Annotated in this window: 10 protein-coding genes; 5 read left to right on the top strand and 5 right to left on the bottom strand. The window is 68.4% G+C overall.

Annotated elements, in window-relative coordinates; all coding sequences use genetic code 11:
- Window positions 1–63 precede the first annotated feature (63 nt).
- On the top strand, window positions 64–1,686 hold the full coding sequence (locus VVD47_RS14320) for a methyl-accepting chemotaxis protein (protein ID WP_327604162.1): 1,623 nt from the start codon (window positions 64–66) through the stop codon (window positions 1,684–1,686).
- Window positions 1,687–1,731: 45 nt separating this feature from the next.
- On the opposite strand, the gene VVD47_RS14315 is transcribed toward VVD47_RS14320, so the two are convergent.
- From VVD47_RS14315 to hemE, 4 genes are all read right to left on the bottom strand, one after another.
- On the bottom strand, window positions 1,732–2,445 hold the full coding sequence (locus tag VVD47_RS14315; protein ID WP_327604161.1) for a site-2 protease family protein: 714 nt from the start codon (window positions 2,443–2,445) through the stop codon (window positions 1,732–1,734).
- Window positions 2,442–3,386, bottom strand: a complete 945-nt coding sequence (locus VVD47_RS14310; RefSeq protein WP_327604160.1) for a DUF2167 domain-containing protein — start codon at window positions 3,384–3,386, stop codon at window positions 2,442–2,444. The genes VVD47_RS14315 and VVD47_RS14310 overlap by 4 nt, the downstream gene beginning before the upstream one ends.
- 137 nt (window positions 3,387–3,523) lie before the next feature.
- Window positions 3,524–5,734, bottom strand: a complete 2,211-nt coding sequence (locus VVD47_RS14305; protein ID WP_327604159.1) for a primosomal protein N' — start codon at window positions 5,732–5,734, stop codon at window positions 3,524–3,526.
- 427 nt (window positions 5,735–6,161) lie between these two features.
- Window positions 6,162–7,244 carry a uroporphyrinogen decarboxylase gene (gene hemE, locus VVD47_RS14300; protein WP_327604158.1) on the bottom strand — a complete coding sequence of 361 codons (1,083 nt, stop codon included), beginning with the start codon at window positions 7,242–7,244 and terminating at the stop codon, window positions 6,162–6,164.
- 545 nt (window positions 7,245–7,789) lie between these two features.
- On the opposite strand from hemE, the gene VVD47_RS14295 reads away from it, so the two are divergent.
- The 3 genes from VVD47_RS14295 to VVD47_RS14285 all read left to right on the top strand — a co-directional run bounded on the left by VVD47_RS14295 (window position 7,790) and on the right by VVD47_RS14285 (window position 11,238).
- A complete protein-coding gene (locus VVD47_RS14295; RefSeq protein ID WP_327604157.1) occupies window positions 7,790–8,965 on the top strand; it encodes a hypothetical protein in 1,176 nt (391 codons plus the stop codon).
- Window positions 8,966–9,077: 112 nt separating this feature from the next.
- A complete protein-coding gene (gene ubiB / locus VVD47_RS14290; RefSeq protein ID WP_327604156.1) occupies window positions 9,078–10,619 on the top strand; it encodes a ubiquinone biosynthesis regulatory protein kinase UbiB in 1,542 nt (513 codons plus the stop codon).
- A 109-nt stretch (window positions 10,620–10,728) separates the two neighbouring features.
- Window positions 10,729–11,238, top strand: a complete 510-nt coding sequence (locus VVD47_RS14285) for a hypothetical protein (protein ID WP_327604155.1) — start codon at window positions 10,729–10,731, stop codon at window positions 11,236–11,238.
- A gap of 37 nt (window positions 11,239–11,275) precedes the next feature.
- On the opposite strand, the gene VVD47_RS14280 is transcribed toward VVD47_RS14285, so the two are convergent.
- The gene (locus tag VVD47_RS14280; RefSeq protein WP_327604154.1) at window positions 11,276–12,118 is read right to left on the bottom strand and encodes a dienelactone hydrolase family protein; all 843 of its coding nucleotides are present in this window, start codon (window positions 12,116–12,118) and stop codon (window positions 11,276–11,278) included.
- 391 nt (window positions 12,119–12,509) lie between these two features.
- On the opposite strand from VVD47_RS14280, the gene VVD47_RS14275 reads away from it, so the two are divergent.
- Window positions 12,510–14,693 carry a sensor histidine kinase gene (locus tag VVD47_RS14275; RefSeq protein ID WP_327604153.1) on the top strand — a complete coding sequence of 728 codons (2,184 nt, stop codon included), beginning with the start codon at window positions 12,510–12,512 and terminating at the stop codon, window positions 14,691–14,693.
- Window positions 14,694–14,712 lie beyond the last annotated feature (19 nt).

Here is a 14,712-nt window from a genome sequence, read left to right as displayed (position 1 = left end):
ATCATCACGAACGGTCGCTATTCCCGTCTTGCAGCGCCCACCGAGGCGCGCGGGAGCCCACAAATGATCCGTTTGACCGTAGGCCGGCGCATCGCCGGCATGATTGCCGTGTCCGTCGTCGCCCTCGTCATGCTGGGCACCATGGCGGTAAACCGCCTGGCCGCCACGCAGGACAACCTCCGCCAGATCAGCGACGTGACGCTGCAGGCGGTGGACATCGCACGCGACCTCAATACCCAGATGGTCAGCATCCGCATGGAGGTGCTGCGCCACATCGCCGCCAAGGACGTCGCCCCCAAGCTGACCGCCGAGAAAGCCATGCAGGATCGCGTGGCGCGCATCCAGGCACTGCTGGCCACCTACGGCAAGCTGCCGCTGGCGGCCGACGACCTGAAGCAGGCCGAGGTACTGAGCAAGGCCACCGCGGAATACATGGAGGTGGTGAAGCCCATCCTCGACGTATCGCGGGCACTCGACCCGAACAACCCGCCGCCGGTGTCCGACCCGCGCGCCGTCGCCACGGCCAGGCTGGTCAACGACACCATCGACGGCATCGTCCAGCGCAGCCAGGAAAGCGCCGCTGCCGCGCGCGAAGCCGCGGAGGCCGCGTACTCACGCACCCGCACGACGATGATCACGCTGATCGTCATCGCCAGCGCGCTGGTGCTGGGCCTGGGAGTCTGGCTGCAGCGCTCGGTGACCCGCCCGCTGGCAGCCGCTCGCGACGCCACCGCCAACGCCTCGACGCAGCTGGATTTCACCCTGCGCGTGAACAGCCAGCAGCAGGACGAGATCGCCGACACGGCACGCGCCCTCGACGGCCTGCTCGGCACGCTGCAGAAGAGCTTCCGCGGCATCGGCAACACCGTCGATGGCGTGGTGGACTCCAGCCGCAGCATGAGCCACACCGCCGACGAAGTGTCGAGGAGCGCAGCCCTGGCCGCCGAGTCCGCCTCGTCCATCGCGGCGACCATCGAGGAACTCACCGTCAGCATCAATCACGTGGGCGACCGCGCGCAGGATGCCAGCAGCATGTCACGCGATGCCGGCCAGATGGCCAGCGACGGCGAACGCGTCATCCTCGACACCGTGGCCCGCATCAACGCCGCGGTGGAGACGGTACGCAGTGCTGCCAGTGGCGTCGAGGACTTGCGTCAACAGGCCGACGCCATCGGTGGCGTGGTGCGGGTCATCAAGGAGATTGCCGACCAGACCAACCTGCTGGCGCTGAATGCCGCCATCGAGGCCGCTCGCGCCGGCGAGCTGGGCCGTGGCTTCGCGGTGGTGGCCGACGAGGTCCGCAAGCTGGCCGAGCGCACCACCAAGGCCACGCTGGAAATCGAGGGCATGATCGGCGGCGTGCAGAACGGCGCGCTGACCGTGGTCGACCACATGGGTGGCGTCGCCGAGCGTGTGCGCGAGAGCGCCGAAGGCGCGCAGGTCGCGGGCGAGACCATCACACGCATCCGCGACCGCACCAACGAGGCACTGCACATGGTCTCCGAGATCGCCCAGGCGATCAGCGAGCAGGCCCAGGCCAGCAATGCCATCTCGCAGCAGGTCGAGCGCATCGCGCAGATCTCGGAGGAAAACAACGCCGCCGCGTCCAGCACGGCAGACGCCGCTCACCGCCTCGACCTGCTGACCGACAGCATGAAGAAGGAGATGGCGCGGTATCGCGTGTGAAGTGACATGGGCACGCCAGCCGGTGCGGCATGGCCATGTCGGCGCTCACTCGAAGAGCTCGCGCCTCGGCAGCATTTCGTGCACCTGGAAGCTCATCATCGCCAGGTAGGCGAGCAGGCCTAGGTACAGCACCGCGTATTCCAGCCGCCTGGCGCCGGCAACCTGGTAGTAGCTGCCAGGATTGATACGCCCGGTGACCGACTGCCAGACATGCGGCGCTGCCAGCAATGCCATCAGGATGAGGATGGGGCTGGGCCGCCACACGAACAGGCCGACCAGCACCGGCACGCCGATCAGCCACACGCGCTGCAAGATGACGGCCGTGATGCGCCCACCATCGAAGGGGTGCAGCGGAATCAGGTTGAACAGGTTCAGGAAGAACCCGGCATAGCTGATGGCCAGCAGCAGTTCGCTGTCCTGCCAGCGCGCCCAGAAGTAGCAGGCCACCGCGGCGAGCGTGCCGGCCAGGGGCCCCGCCATGCCGACATAGGCCTCGGTCTCGGCGTCGTGCGGCATTTCCTTCAGCTCGATCCATGCCCCGACGAAGGGGATGAAAGTCGGCGCGCCGACATTCATCCCCCGCTGCCGCGCCGCGACGTAATGCCCCATCTCGTGGCAGAACAGCAGCGCGACGAAACCCAGCGCATACCGCCAGCCATAGACCAGGGCGTAGGCCGCCACCGACAGCAACATCGTGCCGCCGGTGGTGAGGAGCTTGCCGAGCTTTGCGCCGGAGAGCAGCAGCAACAGCAGCTTCACGCCTGGCTGTCCGTCTGCGCCTGGTTATCCGCCTGCGCGTTCTTCCTTCCAAGATACTTGCGCGCGCCTGCACCCAGCGCGATGGCAGCGATGGCGATCAGCTTCCAGAACTTTGCCAGCGCCACGCCGATGGCCGCCAGCAGGCCCAGCTTCTTGGCGGCGATGCCGCCGACCAGCGCGGCCAGTCCGTACTCGGCCACCTTGTCGGTACTGGCGTTGAAGTCGGCATAGCGCTTGCCGTCGTTGAAGCTGACCGCCGCCAGCAGGTCCCTGGCGAGTGGCTTCTCGGCTTCCACGGCGCCCATGTCGGTCACCAGGTTCAGCGACAGGTAGCCTTCGCGCCCCAGCACGTAGGTGTTGTAGTTGACGCCCTGGTCCTCGCCCGGCTGCTGTTGCTTGTTGCGCAGCGAGGCCGACCACACCAGACGGTGCGTGGCGGCGTCGTAGGCAGGCTTTTCCACCCAGCCGCTGACGACGAATTCCGGGATGCCGCGGCGGCGACGCTCCTCGTTGCCGGCCTCCGTTCCCTCCTGCAGGTTCTTCAGGAGTTCGGCGGCGTCCCAGCTCCGGGCGTCGTCGTCCTTCACGTAGCCCGAAGCTTCGAAACGGACGGAGACGAAACCGTTCAATCCCTCGCCCACGACCAGCCCGAGAAAATCGTCGCCGGTGGGGTTACCCATTGCGGTCATGAAACGGCGCGCCTCCGCGACCGGGATGTAGGCAAAGCCCTCCGGCAGTTTCAGTACGGCCTGCTGGCCGAGCGGCACGTCGCGCGGTCCGTCCTGTGCCGCATTGCGCGCCGCCTCTATCGCCGCCTGCACCTCGGCCTGCTGTGGCGACGGGTCGGCAGCAATAGCCGCTGGCGTGACGCAGCTCAGGATTGCGCACAATGCAGCGCGCGTACAAGCACGCAGCCCCTGCATGACTGATCGTTCAAACATTGTTGTTTCTCCCTGTGATGCCGTCTTGTGCGGCCCCGCCATCGTACGTGGCGCGGACGGGGCCGTGGAGTGGCCGACATGGGCATGCGGGATGCATGAGCGGCGCAGACGATCCACTGGCCGGAACAGGTGCGGCGCTAGAGTTCGGCGGGGTCCACGTCCAGATGCCAGCGTAATTCCCGTGGCATCTTCAGCGCGTAGAGCAGCGGCGTCCATGCGGTGAGGAAGGCCTGCAGCACACCGCGCTGGTCGGACTCGATGACGAACTGGGCGCGCTCCAGGCGGGCGCGCCGCACCAGGCGCATCGGCACCGGGTCGAACAGGTGAACACTCGCCTGCAGGCTTTCGGCGGCGGTGCGCGCCCGCGACAGGAACTCCAGCGCGTCATTCAGCTGCGGGGCCTCGGCGCGCAATGTGGCGTGGTAGGTCCAGGGCGGGAAGCTGGCCTGCTTGCGCTCGCCGAGCTCGCGCGCAGCGAAGCCGGTGTAGTCGCGGCGCATCAGGTGCTGGTAGAGCGGATGCTCGCCGAACTCCGTCTGGATCAGCACTTCGCCCGGCAACTCGGCCCGGCCGCTGCGGCCAGCAACCTGCATCAACTGCTGGAACAGCCGCTCCGGCGCGCGGTAGTCGGCGGCGAAGAGACCGGCGTCCGCCCCCACCACGCCCACCAGCGTGAGGCGGGGAAAGTCGTGGCCCTTGGCGAGCATCTGCGTGCCGACGAGGATGTCCACGTCACCTTCCGCAATCTGCATGCGGGTGGCCGCCCACTCGGCCGGGCTACGGATGGCATCGCGGTCCACGCGCAGGATGCGCGCGCCGGGCAGCAACTCGCCGAGCCGCTCCTCCAGGCGCTGGGTGCCACGCCCGTGTGCCTGGATATCCTGGTTGCCGCATTGCGGGCAGGCGCGCGGCACGCGCTCTTCGGCACCGCAGTGATGGCAACGCAAGCGGCCATCGGCAGCATGGAAGACCATGTTGGCCGAGCAGTGCTCGCAGGCGCTGACCCAGCCACATGAGGTGCAGGTGACCACCGGTGCGTAGCCGCGGCGGTTGAGGAAGACCAGGCTCTGCTCGTTGCGCTCGATGCGCTGGCGCAGGGCTTCCACCAAGGGCGGGGACAGGCCGTTGTCGAGCTTGCAGCGACGGGTGTCGATGAGCCGCATGGTGGGCGGCTGCGGCGCCAGCGCCGGGCGCGGCAGGTCAAGCCGGGTGTAGCGGCCGGCCTGTGCGCGTTGCCAGCTTTCCAGCGAGGGCGTGGCGGAGCCCAGCACGATCGGCAGGCCTTCGTTGTGGGCGCGCCACACGGCGAGGTCACGCGCGGAATAGCGCAGGCCGTCCTGCTGCTTGAAGGAGGCGTCATGCTCCTCGTCGACGACGATCAGGCCCAGGCGCGGCAACGGCACGAACACCGACAGCCGCGTGCCGATGAGGATGTCCACCTCGCCGCGCAGGGCGGCGAGGAAGCCGCGCGAGCGCTCGCCGTCCGGCACGCCGCTGTGCAGGGCCAGCCAGCGCGCAGCCGGGAAACGCTCGGCCACCCGTTCAAGCAGTTGCGGCGTGAGGCCGATTTCGGGCACCAGCAGCAGGGCCTGCTTGCCGGCGGACAGTGCGTGGGCGATGGCCTGCAGGTACACCTCGGTCTTGCCGCTGCCGGTGACGCCGAACAGCAGGAGCGCTTCGAAGCGGCCCAGCGTGGCGGCGATGCGCTCCACCGCCGCCCCCTGTTCCGCGTTGAGGGTCAGCGCGCCGCTGGCGGTGGCATCGAAGCTGGCGACCGTGGGCACCAGCCAGCCGCGTGCGCGCGCGTCGCGGATGGCCGCGCTGCCGTCGCCGTCCAGGCGGTCGAGCAAGACGGAGCGTCGCTGCGGCCCCGCGCTTTGCACCGCCAGCACGGCAGCGAGGGCGCGGGTCAGCTTCCTGGCCGCCGTGAGGGCGGACTGGCCCTCCGGCGTTGCCGCCAGCAGCGGGTCGTCGTCGCGTGGCAGGCGTACCGCGCGACGCAGGCCCGGCGGCAGTGCGGTGCTCACGACTTCGCCCAGCGGATGCTGGTAATAGCGTGCCGCGAAGTCGGCGAGCGCCAGCCATTGCGAAGGCAGGGGCGGCGCTTCGCGGAGCACTTCGAGGACAGCCTTGAGCCGCGGCGAAGGGTGTGAATCCTCGGGGTTTACAGCAATCACGACCCCGGTTTTTTCGCTCTGGCCGAAAGGGACGCGAACGCAATGGCCGGGCCCCAGATCCGCATCTTCTGCCGTGTAATCAAACAGTTGCGGTTTCGGCAGGGGCAATGCCACCCGCACGACGCGCTTCAGAGCGCCCCCTGACGATGAATGTTTTTCTTTTTCAATCATCAGGTTATGCGCGACTCATGAAGTGTTTTGACGGGTTTTTCGCGCAACACATTGCAGGAACGTTACCGCGGCTGTTTGTGCACAGATTCTGTGGATAAAAATGTGAATAGACACCCGCGCGAAGAGGCTTATGGGGGGCTTGCGCGGCCACAAAAAACCGTGCTAAGCCATCCATTACACAAATACCCCTTTTATTTCAACAACTTGAATTCAGCTCGCGTGTCAGCAATGTCTGACAGCGGATGCTGCGCCGCAGCGCCCATTGTTGTGCATAAGTCAAGCGCCCGGCGCGCGCCGCGTGCACTGCATCACCCCATCGGCATAGGCCGCAGAGGCCCTTCCGGCGGGGGTTTCGGTAAGCCATGGGTAAGGAAACGGCCGGCAGAATCGATTTTCCCCGTTTGCGTCCCGCCAAAGCCAGGCCAGATCAGGCTTCCGGCAATCTCGCCGCCGCGCGGACGGCCCGGCTATGGCGGTGAACGGTGTCCACCAGCACCCGCACATTGTCGTGCGGCGTGTGTTGCCAGATGCCGTGACCCAGGTTGAACACATGCCCGGGGAAAGGACCGTAGGCGTCCAGGATGCGCTCGCACTCACGGGCCACGGCCTCGGGCGAACCCATCAGCACGCCGGGGTCCAGGTTGCCCTGCAAGGCCACCTCGTGGCCGACGCGGGCGCGGGCCACGCCGATGTCGACAGTCCAGTCCAGGCCCAGCGCGTCGCAGCCGGTGGCCGCCATGTCTTCCAGCCAGTGGCCACCATTCTTGGTGAACAGCACCACCGGGATGTCCTCGCCATCGACGCGGCGCTGCAGGCCATCGACGATGCGCTGCATGTAGGCCAGCGAGAACTCGCGGTAGGCGGCACCGTTGAGCATGCCGCCCCAGGTGTCGAAGATCATCACGGCCTGCGCGCCGTGGGCGATCTGGGTGTTGAGGTACTCCACGACCGTCTCGGCATTCACCGCCAGGATGTGGTGCAGCAGTTCCGGCCGCGAGTAGGCCAGCGCCTTGACGTTGCGGAAGTCGTCCGAGCCGCTGCCTTCGATCATGTAGCAGGCCAGCGTGAAGGGGCTGCCGGAGAAGCCGATCAGCGGCACGCTGTTCTTCAGGCCGCGGCGGATCTCGGCCACCGCGTCGAAGACGTAGCGCAGCTTCGCCATGTCCGGCACCTGCAGCGCGCGGATGGCGGCTTCGTCACGCAGCGGACGCTCGAAGCGCGGGCCCTCGCCCTCGGCAAAGTACAGGCCCAGGCCCATCGCGTCCGGCACGGTCAGGATGTCGGAGAACAGGATGGCCGCGTCCAGCGGGAAGCGGGCCAGCGGCTGCAGCGTCACCTCGCAGGCCAGGCTGGCGTCGCGGCACAGGCTCATGAAGTCGCCGGCACGCTTGCGCGTCTCGCGGTACTCCGGCAGGTAACGCCCGGCCTGACGCATCAGCCACACCGGCGTGTAATCAGTGGGCTGGCGCAGCAGTGCACGCAGCAGGGTGTCGTTGACGGGACGGGTCATGGCTCTGGCGGACAGACGGGGGACCGAGATTCTACCCCTGCCCCGCGGCGGCACCGGAAAGCAAACGGCGACCTGGAAGGAGGACCGTTGCAGGACCGCCACGGGCCGGGGGCAAGTTGCCGGGGCACGCGCGGAGCGGAGCGCCGACGGACACCCGCGACGCCAGGGCATTGCTCGCGGTCATCGAGAGCGGCACTCACAGCAGATGGCCCGGGCGATCGCTCGCAGGTCCGGCTTGCGTGAAGAGTCAGGCCCGCACGGACTTGGGTACTACCCCTGCGTACGCCACCGAGACATATCGCTTCCGCCAGACCTGTTCACCCTTCTATTTTCGGGTTTCGCGCGGACCGGCGGCCGCCATCCGCCGTTCGTACCGCTGCAGGCCACGCTGGTCCCGCTTTGCCCTCCGCTGACACGAGCCGCGCCGCCGCCGGCATGTCGCACCGGGCATTGGCGCCGATGTAGTGGGCAACGGTCTGGCAAGGGGCAAGCAAGTGGTATCGACGTGGCAAGGTGTAGTGCGGTGGGCAGCATGTTCTGCAGTGATGACGACGATGACGGCCTGCGGGATGGGCGATCCCTCGGCGGGTGGCGACAAGGCGGCGAGCGCGGCGACGACAGCGGCAGCGGTACAGCGCAATGACGCGCTGACGGCGCGCGCCCGCATCGCCAGTAGCGACGTGCCCACCGACGCGGTGGACGGCCCCCTCCTCGCGGGCTGCCAGATGTTCCCCGGCGACGCGGTATTCAACCAGCGCATCGACGACGCGGCGCGTTTTCCCGCGCACGCCATGAGCGATCACTGGATCGGCATGATCGGCGACACCAACCTGCGCACCGCCTGGGCCAATACCGAGAGCGGGCCGGACTCGGAGGCTTACCGCGGCGTGCCCTGGCATCTCGTCGGCAGCTCGCCGGACTGGGCCACCGTTTCCTTCCGCCAGCCCTACGCCGCCACCGACGACCCACAGCCCGCCATGGAGCAGAGCGACTGCGCGGTGTTCACGCCGGACAGCGGGCTGGCCGTGCAGCAATGCATCCGCGCACCGCAGCAACAGCAGCGCTTCCCTTTCCCGACCGATGCGGCGGTGGCCAGCAAGGGTGCCTGCGGGCCGCAAGGCTGCGGCGAGCGGCGGAGGGTGGTGCTGGAATCCGGCGCCTGCAGGCTGTGGGAAGCCAGTGCCAGCGAGAAGGTGGGCAACCAGTGGCATGCACGCGCCACCGCTGCCTGGGATCTCAACAGCCACGGCATGCGGCCGGACGGCTGGAGCACCGGCGACGCCGGCGGCCTGCCGGTGCTGCCCCTGCTGTTGCGCGCGGAAGAGGCCGAGCTCGGCGAGATCCGCCATGCACTGCGCGTCAGCTTCCGCGACAGCGTGCTGGACGACGCCCATGTGTGGCCGGCCCGCCACCATGACGGCGGCCCGACACCGGGCGGCATTCCCTTCGGTGCGCGCCTGCGCCTGCGCAGCGACATCGCCATTCCGCCGGAATGGACGCCGCAGGCGAAGGTGGTCGCCCGCGCCATGCAGCAGTACGGCCTGCTGGTCGCCGACATCGGCGATGACTTCCAGGTGCCGGGCGAGCCCAGCGTGCGCTGGAGCAACGACACGATGGCCCAGCTGCGCAGCTTCACCAGCCGCCATTTCGAGTTCGTGGACATACGCAGCGTGACGCAACACCCGCACTTCAACGCCGACTCGCTGCGCGCCAGCTGGTAAACCGCCGCACTGGCGGCGGCACGACACAGATCAGGACGGCGCGCAGTCCCACAACGGCCGTCGTGCATCCGGGCTAAGATTGCGGGGTTTTTCCCCCACAAAGGCCCGCCGCGTGCGCCTGCTACGTCTTGCCAAGATCGCTTCGGTTTCCCTGCGCTTCGGTCTGGACCAGATCATCCTCGACCGGGCCTCCACCACACCGGTGGGCGAATGGCTGCGTCGCCTGATCCCCAGCCGCCGCTTTGCCGACCCGCGCGCGGTACGCGTGCGCCAGGCGCTGGAGTCGCTGGGCCCGATCTTCGTGAAGTTCGGGCAGATGTTGTCCACCCGCCGCGACCTGCTGGCGCCGGACCTCGCCGACGAGCTGGCGAAGCTGCAGGACCGCGTCCCGCCCTTCCCCACCGAGCAGGCGCTGGCGCGGCTGGAGGCCGAGTACGGCATGCCGGTGGACCAGGTGTTCACGCGCTTCGAGCGCACGCCGGTCGCCTCCGCATCGATCGCCCAGGTGCACTTCGCCGAGCTGCCGGACGGCACCGAAGTGGCGGTGAAGGTGCTGCGGCCGGGTATCGACCGCATCATCGGGCACGACCTCGGCCTGCTGGAAGTGGCCGCCGTGCTGGTCGAGAAGCTCTGGGCCGAGGGCCGGCGCCTGAAACCGCGCGAGGTCGTCGCGGAATTCGCCAAGCACCTGCGTGACGAGCTGGACCTGATGCGCGAGGCCGCGAACTGCTCCCAGTTGCGGCGCAACTTCAAGGACTCGCCGCTGCTCACCGTCCCCGAGGTGCATTGGGACTACTGCTCTTCGAATGTCATGGTCATGCAGCGCATGCATGGCACACCCATCTCGCAGACTGCGCGCCTGCGCGAACAGGGGGTGGACCTGTCGGCGCTGTCGCGTGCCGGGGTCGAGATCTTCTTCACCCAGGTGTTCCGCGACGGCTTCTTCCACGCCGACATGCACCCGGGCAACATCTTCGTCGCCACCGGTGGCCCCAACCGTGGCCAGTACATCGCGCTGGACTTCGGCATCATGGGGACGCTGAACGACCGCGACAAATCCTATCTGGCGCAGAACTTCCTGGCCTTCTTCCAGCGTGACTACAAGCGTGTCGCGCAGGCCCACGTGGATGCCGGCTGGGTGCCGCCGCACACCCGCGTCGACGAGTTCGAGAGCGCCATCCGCGCGGTGTGCGAGCCGATCTTCGACAAACCGCTGAAGGACATCTCCTTCGGCAAGACCCTGCTGCGGCTGTTCCAGACCGCGCGCCGCTTCGAGATGGAAGTCCAGCCGCAACTGGTGCTGTTGCAGAAGACCCTGCTCAACATCGAGGGCCTGGGCCGCGAACTGGACCCCGAACTGGACCTCTGGAAAACCGCCAAACCCTTCCTCGAACGCTGGATGAACGAGCAGGTCGGCTGGCGCGCACTGATGCGCCACGTCCAGGAGGAGGCCCCCGGCTGGGCCGCCACCCTGCCGCAGTTGCCGCGCCTGCTGCATCGCGCCCTGGGCGACAGTGCCCGCGAACAGTGGCTGACGCGGCTGGACCAGATCGAAGCCCGCCAGCGCGCCAGCAACCGCCGCATGTTGTGGCTGATGCTGGCGGTGTCAGCCATCGCCGCCGGCGAACTGGCCATGCTGTGGCTGGCGCGCTGACGTCCGGCCTGCCGGCGGCGCGGTCATGCTGCCCCCACCCTGCAGCACATCGCCGCAGCGCCGCCCCGGCGCCCGGCTACAATCGGCCGTCATTGTCGGGAGACTCTCCATGAAGCAAAACATCCTGCTCGCCGGCTTCGCCGCCGGCATCCTGCTGGCCGGTCCCTGCGCTGCACAGACGGCCAGCACCCCCGCCGCCAAGGCACCGCCGCAGATCAGCCATGAAGAGTTCAGCCGTCGCTTCAAGAGCGCGGACAAGGCCGGCAAGGGCGCGCTGAGCCGCGACCAGGCGCTCAAGGCCTTCCCGAACATCGGCCGCTACTGGGACGACATCGACACCAACCGCGACGGCGCCATGACCCTGGCCGAAGTCGACGCCGCCTGGCAGCGGGCGATGGATCGCGCCATGAGCCTGCCCGCCGGCGTCGCACCCGGCGGCAGCTCGGCCCCCGCCAGCGACACGGCGCCGGTACTGCAGGTGCCGCCGAACGCCACGGCGCAGCGCCGCATGGATCGCCAGGCCTACTACGAGCAATTGCTGCGCAGCGATCCCCAGGGTTCGCCGACGCGGCTGGACGGCGGCACCGAGCCGGTGCCGATCATCAAGAAATCCTTCTGAACCCGCAGTCATGGACAGCGCCACACACCGCGCCGCATCAAGCGGATCGCGGTAGTGGCAGCCCGTCCTGCCCTGCCGACGGCGAGGCAGGTTCGCCACCGGCACCGGGCTTGCCGGGTCGGTAAGCCTCCAGCCAGTTCATCACCCGCTCGCGCGCCAGCGCGCGGGCCTTCGGGTTCGGTCCCACCATCACGCCCTGACCGGGATTCACACCGTTCGGCACTTCGGCGCGGTGATGCAGCTTGCCGGTCGCCGAATCAAAGTCATGGTACGCGCCTGCGTAAGTGTGGACGGTGACGTCCAGCCCCCTGGCCTGCGCGGCGTCCCGCAACTGCACGCAGGGCGCGGCCGGGGTCCAGTCGTCGGCCTCGCCGATGTGGATCACCAGCGGCACCGGCGCGCGGAAGCGCCCACCCTTCGCGGCAAATCGCGTGCAGCCGGGATAGAACGCCAGCATCGCGTCGAAGCGGGTGGCCCCCTTGTCCTGCAAGGTGTCCAGCACCGTCCCGCCGCCATGCGACCAGCCCGCCAGCACGACACCGGTGACATCGCCCCGCGCGCGCAGCCAGTCCGCCGCGCCCAGCACGTCGGACACGCGTTGGCGCTGCTTCAGCTTGCGGTCGGCGAACTTCACCGTGCATAACTCCTGGATGCCGCGCGCGCCGAAACTGTCCACCAGCAGCACCCGGAAGCCGGCATCACGGAAACGCAGCGCCCAGTCGCTGAAGCGAGCCGAGGGTTTGCCTCCCTTGCCGATGCCACCACAACCGTGCGCCATGACGATGGCCGGGCCGGAGCGAGCATCGGCGGGCAGCCACAGGAAGGCGCCAAGCGCCGGCTGACCCGGCGCAGACGGCGGCAGGGAAACGGCAACGGGCATGGACGCGGGCGCAGGTATGACGGCGGGGGCGGATGTCTGCGCGCTGGCGCCCGCTGCAATGCAACAGACAAACAGCGCAACCAGCATTGGTGTGCGCAACATGGCGGCAAGCATACTCCGGCCGCATCACCTTCAACCCGGCCGGCGCCACCGGTCGCATGCGGGGAGTCCGCCGTGGTCGTGGCGGTGGCATTCCGGCATCATCCCGGGGAGGACACCCGGCATCAGGACATGCCGGACCGGAGCACGGATCGAAGCGACCACGGTCCCGCAGGGCCTGCTGCAAAGGCCGCAGGACAACAGAGGGTGAACAGGCCCGCAGCGTCGCCGGAATTTCCGTCCGTCATCAGCCCGCCAAGAGGCTGCAAGGAGACATATGCGCAGTAGCGGTATGGACGTCGAACTGAAGCGTGCACTCGGGCTCTCGCTCGGTGCCGCCGCATTGCTCGCACTGGCGAGCGCCATCCTGCCGTGGCCGCAGTGGGCCGCGGTGGCAACGAGCGCCGTCGCGGCCTTCGCCTTTCCCACCTGGGCGCTGCTGCGCTACATGAACCGCCACGCGCGGGCACTGGCCGCCCAGCCCCACGTCGTCACCCAGGTCGACGCCTTCGTGCAGCGGCTCATCGACGTCATTCCGCAGCCGGTCTACATCAAGGACGCGGACAGCCGTTACCTGGCGGTCAACCAGGCCTTCTGCAAGGAGCGCGGCCGCAGCGCCGCCGAGCTGGTGGGCCAGGTGTCCTGGGCACTGGCCAAGGACCAGACGCTGGCCGACAGCATCCGCGCCGAGGATGCCAGCGTGCTGGCCGGCACACCGGTGTTCAAGGAGGAGAGCCTGCCGCACATGTACAGCGGACAGGAACGCTTCCGCCTCATCTCCAAGGCGGCCTGCCTGGACAGGGAAGGTCGCCCGGTGATCGTCGGCGCCAACTTCGACGTCACGCCCTGGCGGCAGGCGGAACGCGCGGTGCGCGAAGCGCTGGCACGCGAGGTGGATCGCCGCGAGCGCATCGCGCAGTACGTGCAGCGCATGATCGACGTGATCCCGCATCCGGTGTACGTCAAGGCACCGGACAACCGCTACCTCATGGTCAACGAGGCCTTCGTGAAGGATCGCGGCAAGCCGCGCGAGGCGCTGGTCGGCCAGCCGGCGGGCGAGCCGCGCGACATCGAATTCCGTCGCGTCGTGCACCAGGAGGACGTCGACGTGCTGGCCGGCGAAGTGGTGCTGAAGGAAGAGCACCGGCCCCATCCCTACACCGGTCGCGAGCGCTTCCGCGTCGTCGCCAAGGGTAGCTGCCTGGATCCGGACGGCCAGCCGGTGATCGTCTGCGCGATCTTCGACGTGACCGGCTGGCGCCAGGCCGAGCGCGAACTGAAAGCCTCGCTGGAACGCGAGGTGGAACGCCGCCAACAGGTCCAGCAGTTCATCCAGCGTCTCATCGACGTCATTCCGCACCCGGTGTACGTCAAGGATGCCGACAGCAACTATGCCATCGTCAACGACGCCTACGCCCGCGACCGCGGCCAGCCGAAGGAGGAGCTGGTCGGGCAGACCTCGCTGAGCCCGCGCCAGGACCCGAGCTTCAACGAGACCGTACGCGACGAGGACATGGCCGTGCTGGCCGGCAAGTTCGTGCTGAAGGAAGAGCATCGCCCGCACCCCTTCACCGGGCAGGACCGCTACCGCGTGGTGGCCAAGGGCAGCTGCGCGGACGCGGAAGGCCGGCCGGTCATCGTCTGCGCCATCGTGGACGTCACCGGCTGGCGGCAGGCGGAAGCGCGCTGGATGCGCGCCAAGGAAGCGGCGGAACGCGCCAACGAGGCCAAGTCACGCTTCCTCGCCAACATCTCGCACGAGCTGCGCACGCCGATGCATGCCGTATTGAGTTTTGCCCGCCTCGGCGAAGGCCGCACCCGCGACGTGGAAGGCAGCGACAAACTGCACGGCTACTTCGCGCGCATCGTGCAGAGCGGCGAGAACCTGCTGCGCCTGCTCAACGACCTGCTGGACCTGTCCAAGCTGGAAGCCGGCCGCGTGGACATCAAGGTGCAGCCCTTCAACCTGCGCAACGCACTGGACGAAGTGCTGGCCGAGCAGGCGGCAGTCCTCGACGGCCGCGGACTGACGGCGGACATCGTCGAGCACGAGGAGCCCTGGGTGCAGGGAGACCCCGCCATGGTGGCGCAGGTGTTGCGCAACCTGCTGTCGAATGCCGCCAAGTTCTCGCCGGAGCGCAGCAGCATCGGGGTGACCATGGCGGCCGGCACCCTGCCGCCGCACACCGGCCACGGGCCGATGGTTCCCGCCATCGAACTGCGCGTCATCGACGAGGGTCCGGGCATTCCGGAAAACGAGCTGGAACGCGTGTTCGAGAAGTTCGTCCAGAGCAGCGTCACCGCCACGCAGGCGGGCGGCACAGGGCTGGGCCTGGCGATCTGCCGGGAGATCGTGCAGTTGCACGGCGGCATCATCTTCGCGCGCAACCGCGCGACCGGGCCGGGTGCGGAGTTCGTGCTGCGCCTGCCTGCCGCGACACCGGAAGCCCTGGCCAGCCTGCGCGAGAACCACTGAGCCGCCGCAGGACGGTGGA

Source organism: Uliginosibacterium sp. H1 (genome assembly GCF_036017065.1).
GTDB lineage: Bacteria > Pseudomonadota > Gammaproteobacteria > Burkholderiales > Rhodocyclaceae > Uliginosibacterium.
This window is presented reverse-complemented; position numbering and strand designations above follow the sequence as displayed.

What these genes read in the sequence shown, in the direction of transcription:
- VVD47_RS14320 (WP_327604162.1), top strand. Translation starts at nt 64, where the DNA reads ATGATCCGTTTGACCGTAGGCCGGCGCATCGCCGGCATGATTGCCGTG.
- VVD47_RS14310 (WP_327604160.1), bottom strand. Translation starts at nt 3,386, where the DNA reads ATGTTTGAACGATCAGTCATGCAGGGGCTGCGTGCTTGTACGCGCGCT.
- VVD47_RS14305 (WP_327604159.1), bottom strand. Translation starts at nt 5,734, where the DNA reads ATGATTGAAAAAGAAAAACATTCATCGTCAGGGGGCGCTCTGAAGCGC.
- hemE (WP_327604158.1), bottom strand. Translation starts at nt 7,244, where the DNA reads ATGACCCGTCCCGTCAACGACACCCTGCTGCGTGCACTGCTGCGCCAG.
- VVD47_RS14295 (WP_327604157.1), top strand. Translation starts at nt 7,790, where the DNA reads ATGACGACGATGACGGCCTGCGGGATGGGCGATCCCTCGGCGGGTGGC.
- VVD47_RS14285 (WP_327604155.1), top strand. Translation starts at nt 10,729, where the DNA reads ATGAAGCAAAACATCCTGCTCGCCGGCTTCGCCGCCGGCATCCTGCTG.
- VVD47_RS14280 (WP_327604154.1), bottom strand. Translation starts at nt 12,118, where the DNA reads ATGCCCGTTGCCGTTTCCCTGCCGCCGTCTGCGCCGGGTCAGCCGGCG.
- VVD47_RS14275 (WP_327604153.1), top strand. Translation starts at nt 12,510, where the DNA reads ATGGACGTCGAACTGAAGCGTGCACTCGGGCTCTCGCTCGGTGCCGCC.